Genomic DNA, 16135 nt, shown 5'->3' on the forward strand with positions numbered 1-16135 from the left:
CGCATTACCGACTGGGGACGCGCGGCGGGTGATTCGCGGATGATTGGCGAGCACTTGGTGGGAGCGCGCTGAATGCGCGCTCCCACCAAGTGCTTGAACGATGTTGGTCAGCGTCGCCAAAGTGACTCAGCGATCTCGCGCTTCTTTTGCGTCCATCTCGGCATTGCGCTCGTGGACGCGTTTGAGTTGTTCATCGGTCAGGGGCAGTTTCTTCGCTGAATCCTTGAGCATCAGCAGACCGCCGACGATCGAGCCGATTGCAACGAGCAGAATTAACCAGGCATACCAGGGCATAACGCTCTCCTTCTTGTGATAAGGGTTGGAGCAGCGACGCTGTCCAGTGGTTCAATTGTAGGAGATGCCCGACGCCTGGCGCGCATGGGGCAGGCATTTACCGATTGCCGGGTCCCGCCCTGCGGGATGTTCGGCTACAATGCGCGCCGATTTCGACTTGCCAGAGAACCCGCTCATGTCCGCCTGCCAGACCCCCATCATCGTCGCCCTGGATTTTCCGACCCGCGAAGCCGCGTTGAACCTGGCTGATCAACTGGACCCCAAACTGTGCCGGGTCAAAGTAGGCAAAGAGCTGTTCACCAGCTGCGCATCGGACATCGTTGAAACCCTCAACGCCAAAGGCTTCGAGGTGTTCCTGGACCTCAAATTCCACGACATTCCCAATACCACGGCGATGGCGGTCAAGGCTGCCGCTGAAATGGGCGTCTGGATGGTCAATGTGCATTGCTCCGGCGGCCTGCGCATGATGGCGGCCTGCCGTGACGTGCTGGATCAGCGTACCGGCCCCAAGCCGCTGTTGATCGGGGTCACCGTGCTGACCAGCATGGAGCGCGAAGACCTGGCCGGGATCGGTCTGGACATCGAGCCCCAGGAGCAGGTGCTTCGGTTGGCGGCGCTGGCGGAAAAAGCCGGGATGGACGGTCTGGTGTGTTCCGCGCTGGAAGCTCAGGCGCTGAAAGCCGCGCATCCGTCGCTGCAACTGGTCACCCCGGGCATTCGCCCCGCCGGCAGCGCGCTGGACGATCAGCGCCGCATTCTGACGCCGCGCCAGGCGCTGGATGCAGGCTCCGACTATCTGGTCATCGGCCGCCCGATCAGCCAGGCGGCCGATCCGGCGAAAGCGTTGGCAGCGGTGGTGGCAGAGCTGGCGTAAGAACGTCGAGCCTTGTGGGAGTCGTCCCGCCGCTACGCGCCGCGCTGTCGCGCAGCAAACTGGGTGCTCGACTCATCCCTGTTGTGACGCTGATACTTTGAAAAGCACAGAGCGGCTGCCCCCTCAGGGGCAGCCGCTCTGTGCTTTTCTAGGATTCAGGAGCGCGGGACAGAGGCCGGTACTCACATTGGTGTGGACAGCACCCGCGTGGGAGAGTGGCCCGCACGGTATCGGCGTGGAGTCCTTGTCGGCACGGCTAGCCGTGACCACGTATGAGAGAGTGAACCCTTTCGCCACCGTGTGCCCCGCGCGCCCATCATCCTGCGAGGAATTAGCATGGCGCGCAAGCAATCCAGACAGCGTTTTGAACGGGTCCATCCGCATTGTGCCGGTATCGACATCGGCAGCCGTGAGCATTGGGTCGCCGTTGATCGTGACCACAAGCAATCGGTACGCAGCTTTTCCTCCTTCACCGACGACCTCATCAAGCTGGCCGACTGGCTTGAAAGTCTGAAGATAGAGGTCGTGGCCATGGAAGCCACCGGCGTCTACTGGATTCCACTGTTTGAGCTTCTTGATGCGCGAGGCTTCAAGGTCTATCTGGTCAACTCACGCGCAACTCGGCAGATTTCCGGTCGTAAATCCGATGTCCTCGATTGCCAGTGGATATGTCAACTGATGAGCCATGGCCTGCTACGCGGAGCCTTTCGCCCTGACGATGCCATCTGTTCCATGCGGGCGCTCATTCGCCAACGAGCCGGCAAGGTTCGCAATCAGGCCCAGACATTGAACCGTATGCAAAAAGCGCTGAGCCAGATGAACATTCAGCTCGCCAACGTCATTAGCGATATTTCGGGCGTGACCGGCATGAAAATCCTTCGTGCAATTATTGCCGGCGAGCGCGATCCGGCTGCTCTGGCCGAGTTGACTGATCGGCGTATCAAGGCCAGCAAAGAGACCATCGCCCGCAGCCTGCACGGTAATTGGCGCCTGGAACATCTACATGCGCTTGAGCAAGAAGTGCAGTGCTACGACTTTTTTGAACAGCAGATTGGCGCGTGCGACAAGGCAATTACGGACGCGCTGAGTCAGTTGCCCGAGCGCGAAGAAGCCCCGCAACCCTCACGAAAAATCCTGCGTAGCCCTCACCGCTGCGCAGCAGATCAGGCGGCCCTACATCAGTCACTTTGGCGCGTCATGGGCGTTGATCTCACCGCCATACCAACCATAGGCGTCGATACGGCCCTGATCATTGCCGGCGAAATTGGCCCGGATTTGTCCCGATTTCCTACGATGGAGCATTTCTGCTCATGGCTAGGTGTGGCGCCACCGACACGGATTTCTGGTGGTCGCCAACTGTCGGGTAAAAGTCAGAAAACCCGCAATAACGCAGCTCAGGCGCTCAAGCAGGCGGCCTCCAACGCGCGAAACGATAAAAGCTTCATCGGCGCCAGCCATAGAGCCCGACTGGCGCGGATGGACACCAGTTGCGCGATCAAGGCCACGGCTCATCAGCTTGCACGGCTGATCTACGCCATGTTGACCAAGGGCCAGCCATATGTTGAGCAGGGGATCGAAGCGTTTGAAGAACGGAGCAAAGAAAAGCAGTTTCGTGCCTTGCTGCGCAAGGCACGAAAACTGGGATTAGACTTGGTGAAGGCCTCTTGAATTGTGCAACAAAATCAAAGGCTTATTTTTTGTTTGATGAGAGTGAGCTTGCTCGCGAAGGCAGTATTTCGGCCGCTGAATATTTAGCGCCCATACCGGACTCTTCGCGAGCAAGCTCACTCCCACAGTTTTGATCGGCGTGAAATATCGGCAAGCAGCGTCAAGTCGTATGAGAGAACCATCGCGCAGACGCCGCGCGGCCGGGAATTAAACACGGTCACTCCCACTGCCGCGCGCTTTACAAATCACGCTGCGGTCTCTAGCTCAAAAGCCGCTGCGTTTCAGGATCGAGTCCATGCTTTCCTTCGACGGTCGACCGTAGAATTTCAGCAGTTCCGAAGCACGGTTGGTAAAGAACCCGTCCACGCCCTGTTCGCTGATCGCTTTGAAATCCACCGCGTCATCGACGGTGTACGGGTGGACGATCATCCCGCGATCATGGGCCATCTTGTTCATCCACGGCTGCACCAAGTCACTGTAGCTCTGGTCACCGCCGTTCTTCAGCGCTGCCGACGGCCCGGTCCCTACGGCGCCGTGGGCTTTGGCCCAATCCATCCAGGCGGCAAACTCTTCTTTGGATTTCACCTGCTGGCTGGCGTAAAAGCTGGCTTTGTCCTTGGCCCCCGAATCCTTGAACGTCTTGCCCGACGCCGTTTCGATGGAGCCGTCACCGAGCCACAGCAGCAGGACTTTCGGCGTGTCGGGCATGCTCTTCTGCAGCAGTTCCAGGCTTGGTTTTTCAAAGGTCTGCAGCACCACGCGGCCTGGCATGTGGGCGACGTTGACGTAGCCTTTCTCGGCGGCAGGACGCTGGGTCAGCCAACCGCGCTGATCGAGCTTTTTCTTCAAATCTTCCTCGATGCCCGGAAACTGCGCCGGCACTTTGGTTTCGATGTACAGACCGGGCTTGTTCTTGCCGCGTTCGGCGATGTCGATGACCTCGTCCAGCGTCAGAATCTTCAGCCCGGCGTAGGTGGCGCGGGCGCGATCGGGGTAGGCCTTGTTGAACCAGGAGCCAGCGTCCAGGCGCTTGATTTCTTCCAGCGTAAAAGTATTCAGCGGGTCCTTGGCACGTTGCGGGTAGACCTCCGCGATATTCGTCGTGCGCTCCAGCGTGTTGTCGTGCAGCGCGATGAGCACGCCGTCCTTGGTGCGCTGGATGTCCATCTCCAGGTAATCCGCGCCCAGCTCGCGAGCCAGGGTGTAGGAAGGAACCGTTTCTTCGGGTGCATTGAACGATGCGCCACGATGGGCGATCACTGCCGGCCACGGCACGCCGATCTTCGCCGCCAGCGCCCGACCCGGTTCCTTGCCGGTGTCAGCGGCGGCCAGGGCCACGGCGGATGACAACAACACACCGGCAATCGCGGCGCCGCTAATCGTTCTGGATAATCCTTTCAACATGGTTCTGACGTTCCTTTTCTGCATGTCCGTTCATGGCGCAGCCGTTGCCGCACCGCGTGGCACATCGTTTTGTGGTGAAAAATCAGGTGTCGCAGGGCTCAGACCTTAAACAGCAAAGCGCGTCTCGGGCAACCGGGATTGTCGTTGCGAGGGGGATTGCTGTCGTTTTGAAGGAGATCGTAAAGGCCTCGGCTGCTCCGTTCATTCGGTATCGGGTGCGTGAAAGTGTCCGCGTGCCTTGTGACGTTAATGGGTCTGCCGGGCTAACGCGTTTTGTCAGGACACTGGATTTTCATGTCAGCCTCTGCCCAACCGCTCTCACTCGCGCTACTGTCAGCACCACGAATTTTGCCTGGCGGAGGGATGATGAAGACGGTGTTGGTGCTGGTTGAAAGCGTGAACATGTATTTGCCGATCTTGGAAAGCAGCGGCTTTCGCCTGATTCTGGCGCCGACGCCGGCGATGCGTGCCGAGGCGGTGGCGAATGGGGGCGAGGAGATTGACGCCGTGCTGACCCGCGGGCCTCTGGGGTTCACTGCCGAGGAAATGGCCGCGCTGCCGAAGCTCGGCATCATCTGTGTGATTGGCGCGGGCTACGAACGTGTCGACCTCGAAGCCGCCGAGGCGCGGGGCATCGTGGTGACCAACGGGGCAGGGGTGAATGCCCCGACGGTGGCGGACCACGCGATGGCCTTGCTGCTGGCGGCGGTTCGCGACATTCCTCAGGCCGACGTGTCGGTGCGCCGCAACGAATGGCGCAAGGTCACACGGCCCTCGTTCGCCGGCAAACGCCTGGGCATTCTCGGTCTTGGTTCGGTGGGGATGGCCATCGCCAAGCGCGGGCTGGGGTTTGACATGGTCATCCACTATCACAGCCGCTCGCCGCGCGCGGGCGTGGATTTCAACTATTGCGCGACCCCGCTGGCACTGGCCGAAGCGTCGGACTTTCTGGTGGTGGCGACGCCGGGCGGCGGGTCGACGCGGCACCTCATCGACAAGGCGGCCATCGAAGCGCTGGGCGCCGAGGGCTTCCTCGTCAACATCGCGCGGGCCAGCGTCGTCGACACCGATGCGCTGATCGATGCGCTCAAACAGGGGCGCCTGGCCGGGGCGGCCCTGGACGTATTCGACGACGAGCCCCACGTCCCCGATGCCCTGAAAGCGTTGAACAACGTGGTTCTCACGCCGCACTTGGCGGGGTTGTCGCCGGAAGCGTCGCGCGACACCGTGAAAATGGTCGCCGACAACCTGCTGGCGTTTTACGCCGGGCAGCCGGTGTTGACCCCTGTTCACAGCTGACGATTAACCACAGAACCCTCCCTGACAAGAACAAGGAACCGCGTATGTCTCGATCTTCGGTGTTGAAAGTCGCTCTGGTGACGGGCGCCGGCAGTGGCATTGGCCGTGCCGTGGCGCTGCAACTGCTGGCTGACGGTTTTGCCGTGGTGCTGGCCGGACGTCGGCCCGAGCCATTGCAGGCGTTGGTCGATCAGGCCGAGGCTGCCGGACAGCAGGCGCTGGCGGTGCCGACGGATGTGCGCGACCCGGCCAGCGTCGAAGCGCTGTTCGCGACCATTGAAAGCACGTTCGGTCGACTGGACATGTCGTTCAATAACGCCGGCATTGGCGCACCGGCCGTGCCGATGGACGAGTTGTCGGTCGAGCAGTGGAAGAACGTCATCGACACCAACGTCACCGGGATGTTTTTGTGCGTGCGCGCCGCGTTCGGCTTGATGCGGCGTCAGGTGCCTCAAGGTGGCCGGATCATCAACAACGGCTCGATTTCGGCGCACACGCCCCGGTTGTTCAGCTCGCCTTATACGTCCAGCAAACACGCCGTGCTGGGCCTGACCAAAAGTACCGCGCTGGACGGTCGGCAGTTCAACATCGCCTGCGGCCAGATCGACATTGGCAACGCCCTCACCGAAATGACCGACCGCATGACCAAAGGCGTGTTGCAGCCCAACGGTGATCTGCAGGTCGAGCCGACCATGAACGTGCAGCATGTGGCCGACGCGGTGAGCTACATGGCCGGGCTGCCATTGTCCGCCAACGTGCTGAACATGACCGTCATGGCCAGCGGCATGCCGTTTGTGGGCCGCGGCTGATCATCGGTTCAAGTGGTTGCGTTGTTTTGTCCAAAACCTGGTGGGATCCGTCCAACCTGGCTAAGCGATCAATCGCCACACTCAACCCATGCCGAGCCACCTTGAATCGAGGACACCGCCATGACCGAGTTCGTTATCGCCCCCGTTGCCACACCGTCCCTGGCCGTTGCCGGGACTGCCAGCCGCTTTCCGATTCGTCGGGTTTTCTGCGTCGGCCGCAATTACTCCGATCACGCCCGGGAAATGGGCCATGACCCTGACCGCGAGCCGCCATTCTTCTTCATGAAGCCGGCCGACGCCGTGGTGCCCGCCGAAGGCTACATCGCTTACCCGCCGCTCACCGAGGACCTGCATCACGAGATTGAGCTGGTCGTTGCGATCGGCAAGGACGGTGTGAACATCGACCCGCAGGACGCCCTGACCCACGTCTGGGGCTACGGCGTCGGTCTGGACCTGACCCGCCGCGATTTACAGGCGCAGGCCAAGAAAATGGGCCGGCCGTGGGAGTGGGCCAAAGCATTCGACGCCTCCGCGCCCGCCACGCCGCTGCGCCCGGTCAGCGAGATCGGCCACCCGGAAGCCGGTGCGATCTGGCTCGACGTCAATGGCGAGCGCCGCCAGCGTGGCGATCTGTCTGACCAGATCTGGGCGGTCAGGGACGTGATCGCGTACCTGTCGCAGTCGGTCGGGGTCAAGGCGGGCGACCTGATCTATACCGGAACGCCAGCCGGGGTGGGCGCGTTGCAGCGCGGCGATGTGGTCAGCGCCGGGATCGAAGGCCTTGCCGAACTGAGTGTGACGATTGGCTGAGTCCAGGTTCAAGCCCGCCTGAGAATCCTTTGGTTCGGCTGCCGTCGTTGCCCTACCATGGGGCAGTCCGAACCGGCGATTTCAGGTGTTTCAGCGATGGCCCATCCCTCCCGCATCCAGACCTATGGCATGCAGCAGCGCAGCGACCGCATGGATTTCTACATCCGTGACAAGTCCGCCCGACCCGCGCTGACCGCGCCCCATCGTCACGAATATTTCCAGATCCAGATCAACCTCGGTGGCGACACCGTGCAGCACATCGGTGGCGCGGTCAGGCCGTTTCCGCGCAACACCCTGGCGTTCATCCTGCCCCATCGCCTGCATGTGATTCCGCACCCGGAAGAAGGCAATTTTGTCGTCATCAACTTTTCTCAGGAATTTCTCCTGCAACACCTGCAGTGCGACCCGATGGACATTGAAGACGTGCCCGTCGCCGAGGCGCCTGAACTGGCGCCGTTCCGCTTTCAGGAACATCTGGATTTCACCCTCGATGACACCGACTTCGCCGAAGTGACCGCGCTGCTGGCGCAGATGCGCGAGATGGATCGCGCCAGGCAATTGGGCTCAGGCGCCATCCTGCGGGGATGCCTGCTGCAATTGATCGGCACGGTGTGCAATCGCTACGAAGCGCAGTTGCTGGCGCTGTCGGCGAACAAGGCTGAGCGGCGTGGACGGCGCGACGCGATGAGCCGGGTGACCGACTACATTCGCGAACACATCGCCGATCCGGCCATGACCCTTACCGATGCGGCGGCGGCGGCCTTTCTGTCGCCCAATTACCTGACCCACCTGCTACGCAAGGAAACCGGCAGCACCTTTTCCGAACTGGTCCTGGAGCGGCGTATGCGGCTGGCGCGGACGCATTTGATGAGCAGCAAACCCTTGAGCCACATCGCCGAGATCTGCGGGTTTGCCGACGAAGCGTATTTTTCGCGGCGCTTCCGCAAAGCCCACGGCATGCCGCCGGGGCAGTTTCGCCGGGAGCGGCGGGGTGGTTGAACGGGGTTGACGAGTTGTTGATCGGTTCCACTCCACATCTATCTTCAGCGAACGCGGCCCTTGTGGGAGAGAGCTTGCTCGCGAAGGCTGCCTTCCATCCGCCAGTGATTTAGCAGATGTACCGGCCCCTTCGTGAGCAAGCTCACTCTCACAGGTTTTTGTTTCGCAGGCGCGAGACACTTTTTACAGCTCAATCGCCCTGGTCAGTTCGCTGAACAACGCCGACACCGAGCGTAGCGCCCGGCAATCCGGCCGCGTCAGCAGCCACAGCCCGGTGTCATGCCCTTCGATTGCTTCGCTGATGGGCTGAACCTCGCTGTCCTTCAGCATGAAATCCGGCAGGGCTGCTACGCCCATGCCTGCGCGCACCAGTTGGGCCACGGCCAGCATGGAGCTGCAGCGGTAGGCGAGGTTCACGCCGGGCAGCTGCTGCCGCCGCCACATCACGGTCGGGTGATCAGGGAGGAAATCGTCGGGGGCGATCCAGGCCATGTCGTCGAGGGCCAGATCACCGATGCGTCCCGCGTAGGCCGCGCTCGAACAGATCCGATACGCAACCGTGCCCAGTCGAGTGCCAACCAGATGCTCAGGCGGTGTGTTGGTCAGCCGTAGCGCAATGTCGGCGTCGCGGCGGCTCAGGTTGGCGAAGGTGCTGGAGGTGTTCAGCTCCAGACGCAGGCCCGGGTAATCCGGCATGAAACGGCTCAAGGCGGGGAGCAGCAGGCTTTGCAATACGGCTTCCGTGCAGGTCAGCCGCACGGTGCCACTGACAACCTGTCGGCCCTGCTCAAGACTCAATTGCGCCAGCGCCAGGGCGTTCTCGGCGCTTTCGGCCTGCTGGGCGAGCGCCAGGGCTGCGCTGGTCGGCACATACCCCGCGCGGCTCTTGTCGAAGAGCGCCGTGCCCACCGCTTTCTCCATCCGACGCACTGCGCGGAATACCGTCGAGACATCGACCTTCAGCAGCTCAGCGGCCTTGGCCAGCGTCCGCCCACGCACCAGCGCGAGGATGAGGGTGAGGTCGGCATGATTGATTCGATAGTGCGCGGCTGCATTGATCACTTGCCTGGACGCCAATTCTGATTGCAGAACGACAAGCTTATAGTCGCCCCCGGACCTCATGCAAAGCGTTTTGATATCAGGGAGCACACATGACTCAAGGGCAAAAAATCCAGATCGCGTTGGTAGGTGACTACGAACCGAGTGTGCCAGCGCATCAGGCGATACCGGTGGCGCTGGACAGGGTGGCGAGCGAAACCGGGCTCAACGTTCAGGCAACGTGGGTGCCGACGACGGAGATCGGGGATGGTGTGGGCTTGCAGGCGTTCGATGGCATCTGGTGTGTGCCGGCCAGCCCCTACCGCAACATGGACGGCGCGCTGACGGCAATTCGTTTCGCCCGCGAGCGGCAGGTTCCCTTCCTCGGCACATGCGGCGGCTTTCAGCATGCGTTGCTGGAGTACGCGCGCAATTATCTGGGTTGGGCCGATGCCGAGCACGCCGAGACTGCGCCGGAATCGGAGAACGCCATCATCACGCCCTTGAGTTGCTCGCTGGTCGAAGCCTTCGCGCCGATCCGTCTGCGGCCGGGTTCGCGGGTTGCCGCCGCTTACGACGCGCTGGAAACGCAGGAGCGCTACCGCTGCCGCTATGGTTTGCGCAAGGAACTGGAGGCCGACGTGTTTGCCGGCCCGCTTAAAGTGTCGGGCTATGACGAAGACGACGAGGTCCGCGCGATGGAGCTCGACGGTCATCCGTTCTTCGTCGCGACGTTGTTTCAACCGGAACGCGCCGCGCTGGAGGGCAGCACCCCGCCACTGGTGAAAGCGTTTGTCCTGGCCTGCGCGGCAATCTAACGCCGTAAACGCCGTTCCTGTGGGAGCGAGCTTGCTCGCGAAGGCCCTGTGAGTGGGACCGGCTTCAGCCGGGAAGGGGCCGGTGTCGGCACCATCAGTCTCATGGTGTGACCATTAACGTCTTCCCGGCTAAAGCCGGTCCTACTTATCCAATCAAGGCATGACCGGCGGGATGTACGCCAACGTCGTGCCCAGCACCCACAGCAGAAACAACACCAGCGGCGTGTGCACCAGTAACTGCACGAACGAGAAACCGATCAAATCCCGCGCTTTCAGGCCGAGCACGCCCAGCAGCGGCAGCATGTAGAAGGGGTTGATCAGGTTCGGCAGGGCTTCGGCGGCGTTGTAGATCTGCACCGCCCAGCCGAGGTGGTATTTGAGATCGTTGGCGACCTGCATCACGTACGGCGCTTCGATGATCCATTTGCCGCCGCCGGACGGAATGAAGAACCCCAAAATCGCCGAGTACACACCCATCAGCAGCGCATAGGTGTCATGGGACGCGATGCTGGTGAAGAACGTCGAGATGTGGTGCGCGACGGTTTGCGCATCGCCGCCCTTGACCGTGGTCAGCAGCGCGGCGATCGAGCCGTACAACGGAAACTGGATCAGCACGCCGGTGGTGGTCGGCACGGCGCGAGCCACGGCGTCGAGGAAACTGCGCGGACGCCAGTGCAACAGCGCGCCGACCATGATGAACAGGAAGTTATAGGTGTTCAGGCCGGAAATCGCGGTAATCGCCGGCTTGGTGCTGAATTCGTTGTACAACCAGCCGGACGCCAGCGCGACCATCAGAATGATCAGCAGCGGGCTGTACTCCAGCCATTCCCCCGGGCGGGTGCGCGGCGGCAACGGTGGCAGGCTGAAGCTCGGGTCAATCCCGCACTCCTTGGCATCGCGGGCGTTGGCCGGACCGGGCGCCGTGGCGTAGGCGACGATGATCGAGACCACCACCAAGGCCAGCAGCATCACGCCGGACTGCCAGAGGAAGATCGTCTGGGTGAACGGAATCACCCCGGTGATCGCCAGAATCGACGGCGGCAGGCTCGCGGGGTTGGCTTGCAACTGCGCGGCGGACGACGACAGGCCCAAGGCCCACACCGCGCCCAGGCCCAGATAAGCGGCGGCACCGGCGGCGCGGTAGTCCATTTTCAGATCGGTACGCCGGGCGAGGGCACGCACCAGCAAGCCGCCGAAGACCAGCGACAAGCCCCAGTTGAGCAGCGACGCCACCATGCTGATCAGCGCGACCCAGGCCACGGCCGAACGGCCGTTTTTCGGGAGGCGGGCCAGGCGGTCGATCAGCTTGACCGCCGGCGGCGAACTGGCGACGACATAGCCGCCGATGACCACGAAGGCCATTTGCATGGTGAACGGGATCAGGCTCCAGAAGCCGTCGCCGAAGGCTTTGGCGGTGTCGGCGGGTTTGGCGCCGATGACCAGCGTGGCGAGGGTGACGATGACCACGGCCAGGGCGGCGAATACCCACGAGTCCGGGAACCAGCGTTCCGCCCATTTGGCGCAACGCAGGGCAAAGCGGGCGGAGCGGCTTTCTTCGATGTCGGCGGCCACGTGTGTTACCTCTTTTAGTTATTGTTCAGGTTTTTTGGACGGCGGTTTCAAGTGTTGACGGTGACGCGAAAAGCACCGCTTCAGATACAGCAAAGCCCCTTCATCGCTGAAGGGGCAGGGTGGTCTGACGAAAGGTGCGGGTGTGGCAAACGCTTAAGCCGTGGCGGCAACGTGGGGCATGACGCGGATCCTGCAGAACCGCGCCATTGCCGGGCTGATCAGAACGTCATTTCCACCACGTCATCCGGCACGATCAGTTTGCCGGCAGTCTTGGCGATGATTTCGTCGACGGTCACGCCCGGTGCGGTTTCGCGCAGCACGAAAGCGCCGTTTTCGATCTCCAGGTAGGCGAGATCGGTCAGCACTTTCTTGATGCAGCCGGCGCCGGTCAACGGCAGGCTGCAGCGCGACAGCAGCTTGGAATCGCCGTCCTTGGACGCATGGGTCATGGTGACAATGATGTTCTCGGCGCCGGCCACCAGGTCCATCGCGCCACCCATGCCCTTGACCAGCTTGCCGGGGATCATCCACGAGGCAATGTTGCCTTCGACGTCCACTTCGAAGGCGCCGAGCACGGTCAGGTCGACGTGGCCGCCACGGATCATGGCGAAGGACTCGGCGGATGAGAAAATCGACGCGCCCTTGCGCGCGGTCACGGTTTGTTTGCCGGCGTTGATCATGTCGGCGTCGATAGTCTCTTCAGTCGGGAAGGCGCCCATACCGAGCAGGCCGTTTTCCGATTGCAGCATCACGTCGATGCCGTCCGGGACGTAGTTGGCGACCAGGGTGGGAATGCCGATGCCCAGGTTCACGTAGAAGCCGTCTTGCAGTTCGCGCGCGACGCGCTTTGCCATTTGTTCGCGGGAGAGTGCCATGGTCTTGGGTCTCTTTTATTCTGTCCGGTCCGTGGGAAGCCCCGGCGCCGGAGATACAAAGGGGGAAATCGGTTCGAGTACGACGCTGACGTCAGGCTTTTCTGACGGTTCGCTGCTCGATGCGCTTCTCGAACGTGCCCAGGATCACGCGATCGACATAGATGCCGGGGGTGTGGATCTCGGTGGGCAGCAGCACGCCGGGCTCGACGATTTCTTCGACTTCCACCACGGTGATCTTGCCGGCGGTGGCCACGACCGGATTGAAGTTCTGTGCGGTGTGACGGTAGACCACGTTACCGAAGTGGTCGGCCTTCCAGCCTTTGACGATAGCGAAGTCGCCGGTGATGGCTTCTTCCAAGATCACGTTGCGGCCATTGAACTGGCGGGTTTCCTTGCCTTCCGCAACGGGGGTGCCGTAGCCGGTGGCGGTGTAGAACGCAGGAATGCCGGCGCCGCCTGCGCGCATTTTTTCCGCCAGGGTACCTTGGGGGGTGAGCTCGACTTCCAGCTCGCCGCTGAGCAACTGGCGCTCGAACAGGGCGTTTTCGCCCACGTAGGACGCGACCATTTTGCAAATCTGCCGGTCTTCCAGAAGGATGCCGAGGCCAAATCCGTCGACGCCGCAGTTGTTGGAAACCACCGTCAGGCCTTTCACGCCCATGCGCTTGATTTCGGCGATGAGGTTTTCGGGAATGCCGCAGAGTCCGAAGCCGCCGGAGAGCACCGTCATGTTGTCAGTCAGCCCGGCGAGGGCTTCAGCGTAGGTTGCCACGCGTTTGTCGAGTCCAGCCATGGTGAGATCCCGCCTTATTTGTAGTTGTGTCCGACAATGTAAGCATCGGAGAGCGTTGGCCGCATCTTCTCTCGCGTGCACTGATTTGTTAATTTTGTTTTTTTATTCGATTGATAAGTAATCCAAATATATGAACGTGAAACAGCTTCGCGCGTTTCTGGCAGTGGCGCAGTGCTTGAGTTTCGCTCAGGCCGGCGAACGGCTGCATGTGTCGCAACCAGCATTAAGCCTGACCATTAAGGCGCTGGAGGAAGACCTGGGCGGGCAGTTGCTGACCCGTACCACGCGCAATGTCAGCCTGACGCCCGAGGGCGAGGCCTTGCTGCCGCTGGCCCGGCAGTTGCTCGCCGACTGGGACAACACCGAAGAGCTGCTGCGACAGCGTTTCACCCTGCAGATGGGCAAAGTGTCGGTGGCCGCCATGCCGTCCTACGCGGGCAATTCGCTGCCGATCGCGCTGAAGATTTTTCGCGAGCGCTACCCTCGGGTAAACGTCGCGGTGCACGACGTGATCAACGAGCAGGTGGTGGAAATGGTCGGGCATAGGCGCGTCGAGCTGGGCATCGGCTTTGAGCCCGAAGCGGGCAACAACCTGATCTTCACGCCGTTTTACATGGATCGTTTTGTAGCGGTGGTGCCGAAGGATTCGCCACTGGCCGAACGCCGCGAAATGAGTTGGGACGAGCTGCTGCGTCACGACTTCATCACCCTGCAACGCCCGTCCGCCGTGCGCTTGCTGCTGGAGCAGGACCTGCAAAGCCAGCACGGCAAACTCTCGGTGGCGTTTGAAAGCCATCAGCTGTCGACGGTCGGACGCATGGTCGCCAATGGCCTGGGCGTCAGCGCGGTGCCGTCGCTGTGCATCGCGCAGATGGAAGAACTCGGCGCCCGCTGCATCGCATTGGAAGGCCCGCGCATCGAGCGTCGTATTGGCTTGATGACCCAGGCGGACCACCAGTTGTCGGCAGCCGCTCAGGGGTTACGCGAGGTTCTGATCGAATGCGCGCGTGACTCAAATGCGGCCTTCGCGAGCAAGCTCGCACCCACAGGATGATGCCGCGTTTCAAGTAGGGACCGGTGGCGAAACGGCCAGATCCTGTGAAAAATTTAACTGCGACGCAATGCCGCATCCGGTATGGTTCGGCCGGTTGAAACATATTGTTTCAAACCTTCCTGAAATAAAAACCGAACGATAAGGGGTTCCGCGTTGGATCTGTCGTCTGCTGCCTGGGTGTTTCATGACACTCGTCTGATCATCTGCTGCCTGATCGCCATTGCCACCATCATCGTGCTGATCAGCGCTACCAAACTTCCGCCGTTTCTGTCGATTCTGGTGGGTACATTCATCGCAGGCATAGGCGCGGGGTTGCCAGCGGAGGCAGTGGCGAAGGCGTTCAGCAAGGGCGCGGGCGGGATTCTCGGTGAGGCCGGGATCATCATTGCCCTGGGCGCCATGCTTGGTGCGCTGATGGCCGAGTCGGGCGCGGCGGACCGCATCGCGTCGACGCTGCTGGGGCTGGGCAAGGGCAAGGCGCTGCCGTGGGTCATGGCCCTGGTGGCCATGGTCATCGGCCTGCCGCTGTTCTTCGAAGTGGGTCTGGTGATGATGGTGCCGATCATCTTCGTCATGGCCCGCCAGTCGAATCAGCCGCTGCTGAAAATCGCGATTCCGGCGTTGGCCGGCATGACCACGCTGCACGCCCTGATGCCGCCGCACCCTGGGCCGCTGATCGCTGTCAGCGCGTTACACGCCGATCTCGGCCTGACCATGTTGCTGGGTTTCTGCGTGGCAGTGCCGGCGGTGATTCTGGCCGGTCCGCTGTACGGCAACTGGCTGTCAAAGCGCATGCACATTGAGGAGCCGGCGGAGCTGGGCGAACTGTTCTCGGCCAAACCCAGTGCCATGCGCCAGCCGAGTTTCGGCATCTCATTGCTGATCATTCTGCTGCCGGTGATCCTGATGCTCGGCAGCACCCTGGCGAAAATCGCCATGGAGCCGGAAAGCAACATCGCGCTGACCCTGAAATTCCTCGGTGAACCGCTGGTGGCGCTGGGCATTGCGGTGCTGGCCGCGACAGTGTGTCTGGGCTGGGCCAACGGCATTTCCCGCGAGCACGTGGGCGGCACGCTGCGTAAAAGCCTGGCGCCGATTGCCGTGCTGCTGTTGACCATCGGCGCCGGCGGCGGCTTGAAGCAAACGCTGCTGGACGCCGGTGTCAGCCAGACCATCAGTAAAGTGGCCGAAGGCGCGCACATGCCGTATCTGCTGCTGGCGTGGTTGATTGCGGTCGCGCTGCGGCAGGCGACCGGCTCGGCCACCGTTGCTACTACCACCACGGCGGGCATTCTCGCGCCGATGATGGCCGGGCTGGCGCCGGTTGAAGCGTCACTGGTGGCGCTGGTGATCGGCGCAGGCTCGGTGTTCTTCTGCCACGTCAACGACGCCGGGTTCTGGATGGTCCGCGAGTATTTCGGCCTGCAACTGAAGCAGACCATCTGGGTGTGGTCGGTGCTGCAGACGATTGTCTCGGTGGTGGGGCTGATCGGTACGTCGCTGTTGTGGCATTTCCTGGTCTGACGATCTTCCGGTCTCACGCAGATCCATGGGGGGGATCCCCGTCGTGCGAACACTGTAGATGTGGGAGCGAGCTTGCTCGCGAAGGTGGCGTGTCAGGCGATTGATTCGTCGCAGGCAGAATGCATGCGCGAGCAAGCTCGCTCCCACAGGATCTGCGCCGTCAGATACATCTTCGGTGTGATTATGATCAGAGCCCGCAGGTTCTATGCAGGCAGATGCGCCGGGGCAACCCCGCATACGCGCCAAACCCGATAGCCACTATCAAGACGACTGATTTCTGCTGGAAAGGCCCGGCGCGTAGCCT

General features: G+C 61.8%; 15 protein-coding genes. 9 read left to right on the plus strand and 6 right to left on the minus strand.

Annotated elements, in window-relative coordinates:
* Positions 1–126 precede the first annotated feature (126 nt).
* Positions 127–294, minus strand: coding sequence for a DUF2897 family protein (locus FX982_RS14760; RefSeq protein WP_122537759.1), 168 nt, complete (start codon positions 292–294; stop codon positions 127–129).
* Between the two features lie 175 nt (positions 295–469).
* On the opposite strand from FX982_RS14760, the gene pyrF reads away from it, so the two are divergent.
* Both pyrF and FX982_RS14770 read left to right on the plus strand, forming a co-directional pair.
* The gene (gene pyrF, locus FX982_RS14765; protein WP_163022158.1) at positions 470–1168 is read left to right on the plus strand and encodes an orotidine-5'-phosphate decarboxylase; all 699 of its coding nucleotides are present in this window, start codon (positions 470–472) and stop codon (positions 1166–1168) included.
* A gap of 336 nt (positions 1169–1504) precedes the next feature.
* Complete coding sequence (locus FX982_RS14770; RefSeq protein WP_172611418.1) at positions 1505–2836, plus strand: IS110 family transposase; 1332 nt, start codon at positions 1505–1507, stop codon at positions 2834–2836.
* A gap of 264 nt (positions 2837–3100) precedes the next feature.
* On the opposite strand, the gene FX982_RS14775 is transcribed toward FX982_RS14770, so the two are convergent.
* Positions 3101–4240, minus strand: coding sequence for a glycerophosphodiester phosphodiesterase (locus FX982_RS14775; RefSeq protein ID WP_254074798.1), 1140 nt, complete (start codon positions 4238–4240; stop codon positions 3101–3103).
* A gap of 366 nt (positions 4241–4606) precedes the next feature.
* Between FX982_RS14775 and FX982_RS14780 the strand changes: the two genes are divergently transcribed.
* The 4 genes from FX982_RS14780 to FX982_RS14795 all read left to right on the plus strand — a co-directional run bounded on the left by FX982_RS14780 (position 4607) and on the right by FX982_RS14795 (position 8157).
* Positions 4607–5539, plus strand: a complete 933-nt coding sequence (locus tag FX982_RS14780; protein WP_172611420.1) for a 2-hydroxyacid dehydrogenase — start codon at positions 4607–4609, stop codon at positions 5537–5539.
* Positions 5540–5583: 44 nt separating this feature from the next.
* Positions 5584–6348 (plus strand): SDR family oxidoreductase, encoded by a 765-nt coding sequence (locus tag FX982_RS14785; protein ID WP_172611421.1) that lies wholly within the window; start codon positions 5584–5586, stop codon positions 6346–6348.
* A gap of 120 nt (positions 6349–6468) precedes the next feature.
* The gene (locus tag FX982_RS14790) at positions 6469–7158 is read left to right on the plus strand and encodes a fumarylacetoacetate hydrolase family protein (protein ID WP_172611422.1); all 690 of its coding nucleotides are present in this window, start codon (positions 6469–6471) and stop codon (positions 7156–7158) included.
* Between the two features lie 96 nt (positions 7159–7254).
* On the plus strand, positions 7255–8157 hold the full coding sequence (locus tag FX982_RS14795; protein WP_172611423.1) for a helix-turn-helix transcriptional regulator: 903 nt from the start codon (positions 7255–7257) through the stop codon (positions 8155–8157).
* Between the two features lie 183 nt (positions 8158–8340).
* Here FX982_RS14795 and FX982_RS14800 read toward each other — a convergent pair whose 3' ends face one another.
* A complete protein-coding gene (locus FX982_RS14800) occupies positions 8341–9279 on the minus strand; it encodes a LysR family transcriptional regulator (protein WP_172611424.1) in 939 nt (312 codons plus the stop codon).
* 29 nt (positions 9280–9308) lie between these two features.
* Between FX982_RS14800 and FX982_RS14805 the strand changes: the two genes are divergently transcribed.
* Positions 9309–10013 carry a CTP synthase C-terminal region-related (seleno)protein gene (locus FX982_RS14805; protein ID WP_172611425.1) on the plus strand — a complete coding sequence of 235 codons (705 nt, stop codon included), beginning with the start codon at positions 9309–9311 and terminating at the stop codon, positions 10011–10013.
* A gap of 153 nt (positions 10014–10166) precedes the next feature.
* Here FX982_RS14805 and FX982_RS14810 read toward each other — a convergent pair whose 3' ends face one another.
* The 3 genes from FX982_RS14810 to FX982_RS14820 form a co-directional block, all read right to left on the minus strand.
* A complete protein-coding gene (locus FX982_RS14810) occupies positions 10167–11585 on the minus strand; it encodes a short-chain fatty acid transporter (RefSeq protein WP_065986241.1) in 1419 nt (472 codons plus the stop codon).
* A 218-nt stretch (positions 11586–11803) separates the two neighbouring features.
* A complete protein-coding gene (locus tag FX982_RS14815; RefSeq protein ID WP_172611426.1) occupies positions 11804–12460 on the minus strand; it encodes a CoA transferase subunit B in 657 nt (218 codons plus the stop codon).
* Positions 12461–12551: 91 nt separating this feature from the next.
* The gene (locus FX982_RS14820) at positions 12552–13253 is read right to left on the minus strand and encodes a CoA transferase subunit A (protein ID WP_172611427.1); all 702 of its coding nucleotides are present in this window, start codon (positions 13251–13253) and stop codon (positions 12552–12554) included.
* A 130-nt stretch (positions 13254–13383) separates the two neighbouring features.
* Here FX982_RS14820 and FX982_RS14825 point away from each other — a divergent pair, with 130 nt between their 5' ends.
* Positions 13384–14307 carry a LysR family transcriptional regulator gene (locus tag FX982_RS14825; protein WP_172611428.1) on the plus strand — a complete coding sequence of 308 codons (924 nt, stop codon included), beginning with the start codon at positions 13384–13386 and terminating at the stop codon, positions 14305–14307.
* Between the two features lie 153 nt (positions 14308–14460).
* Positions 14461–15831 (plus strand): GntT/GntP/DsdX family permease, encoded by a 1371-nt coding sequence (locus tag FX982_RS14830; RefSeq protein WP_172611429.1) that lies wholly within the window; start codon positions 14461–14463, stop codon positions 15829–15831.
* The last annotated feature ends 304 nt before the right edge of the window (positions 15832–16135 follow it).

The organism is Pseudomonas graminis (assembly GCF_013201545.1).
Taxonomy (GTDB): Bacteria; Pseudomonadota; Gammaproteobacteria; order Pseudomonadales; family Pseudomonadaceae; genus Aquipseudomonas.

Excerpts from the sequence above, each read along its gene's own strand:
- FX982_RS14760 (WP_122537759.1), bottom strand. The coding sequence starts at position 294 with ATGCCCTGGTATGCCTGGTTAATTCTGCTCGTTGCAATCGGCTCGATC.
- pyrF (WP_163022158.1), top strand. The coding sequence starts at position 470 with ATGTCCGCCTGCCAGACCCCCATCATCGTCGCCCTGGATTTTCCGACC.
- FX982_RS14770 (WP_172611418.1), top strand. The coding sequence starts at position 1,505 with ATGGCGCGCAAGCAATCCAGACAGCGTTTTGAACGGGTCCATCCGCAT.
- FX982_RS14775 (WP_254074798.1), bottom strand. The coding sequence starts at position 4,240 with ATGTTGAAAGGATTATCCAGAACGATTAGCGGCGCCGCGATTGCCGGT.
- FX982_RS14780 (WP_172611420.1), top strand. The coding sequence starts at position 4,607 with ATGAAGACGGTGTTGGTGCTGGTTGAAAGCGTGAACATGTATTTGCCG.
- FX982_RS14785 (WP_172611421.1), top strand. The coding sequence starts at position 5,584 with ATGTCTCGATCTTCGGTGTTGAAAGTCGCTCTGGTGACGGGCGCCGGC.
- FX982_RS14790 (WP_172611422.1), top strand. The coding sequence starts at position 6,469 with ATGACCGAGTTCGTTATCGCCCCCGTTGCCACACCGTCCCTGGCCGTT.
- FX982_RS14795 (WP_172611423.1), top strand. The coding sequence starts at position 7,255 with ATGGCCCATCCCTCCCGCATCCAGACCTATGGCATGCAGCAGCGCAGC.
- FX982_RS14800 (WP_172611424.1), bottom strand. The coding sequence starts at position 9,279 with ATGAGGTCCGGGGGCGACTATAAGCTTGTCGTTCTGCAATCAGAATTG.
- FX982_RS14805 (WP_172611425.1), top strand. The coding sequence starts at position 9,309 with ATGACTCAAGGGCAAAAAATCCAGATCGCGTTGGTAGGTGACTACGAA.
- FX982_RS14815 (WP_172611426.1), bottom strand. The coding sequence starts at position 12,460 with ATGGCACTCTCCCGCGAACAAATGGCAAAGCGCGTCGCGCGCGAACTG.
- FX982_RS14820 (WP_172611427.1), bottom strand. The coding sequence starts at position 13,253 with ATGGCTGGACTCGACAAACGCGTGGCAACCTACGCTGAAGCCCTCGCC.
- FX982_RS14825 (WP_172611428.1), top strand. The coding sequence starts at position 13,384 with ATGAACGTGAAACAGCTTCGCGCGTTTCTGGCAGTGGCGCAGTGCTTG.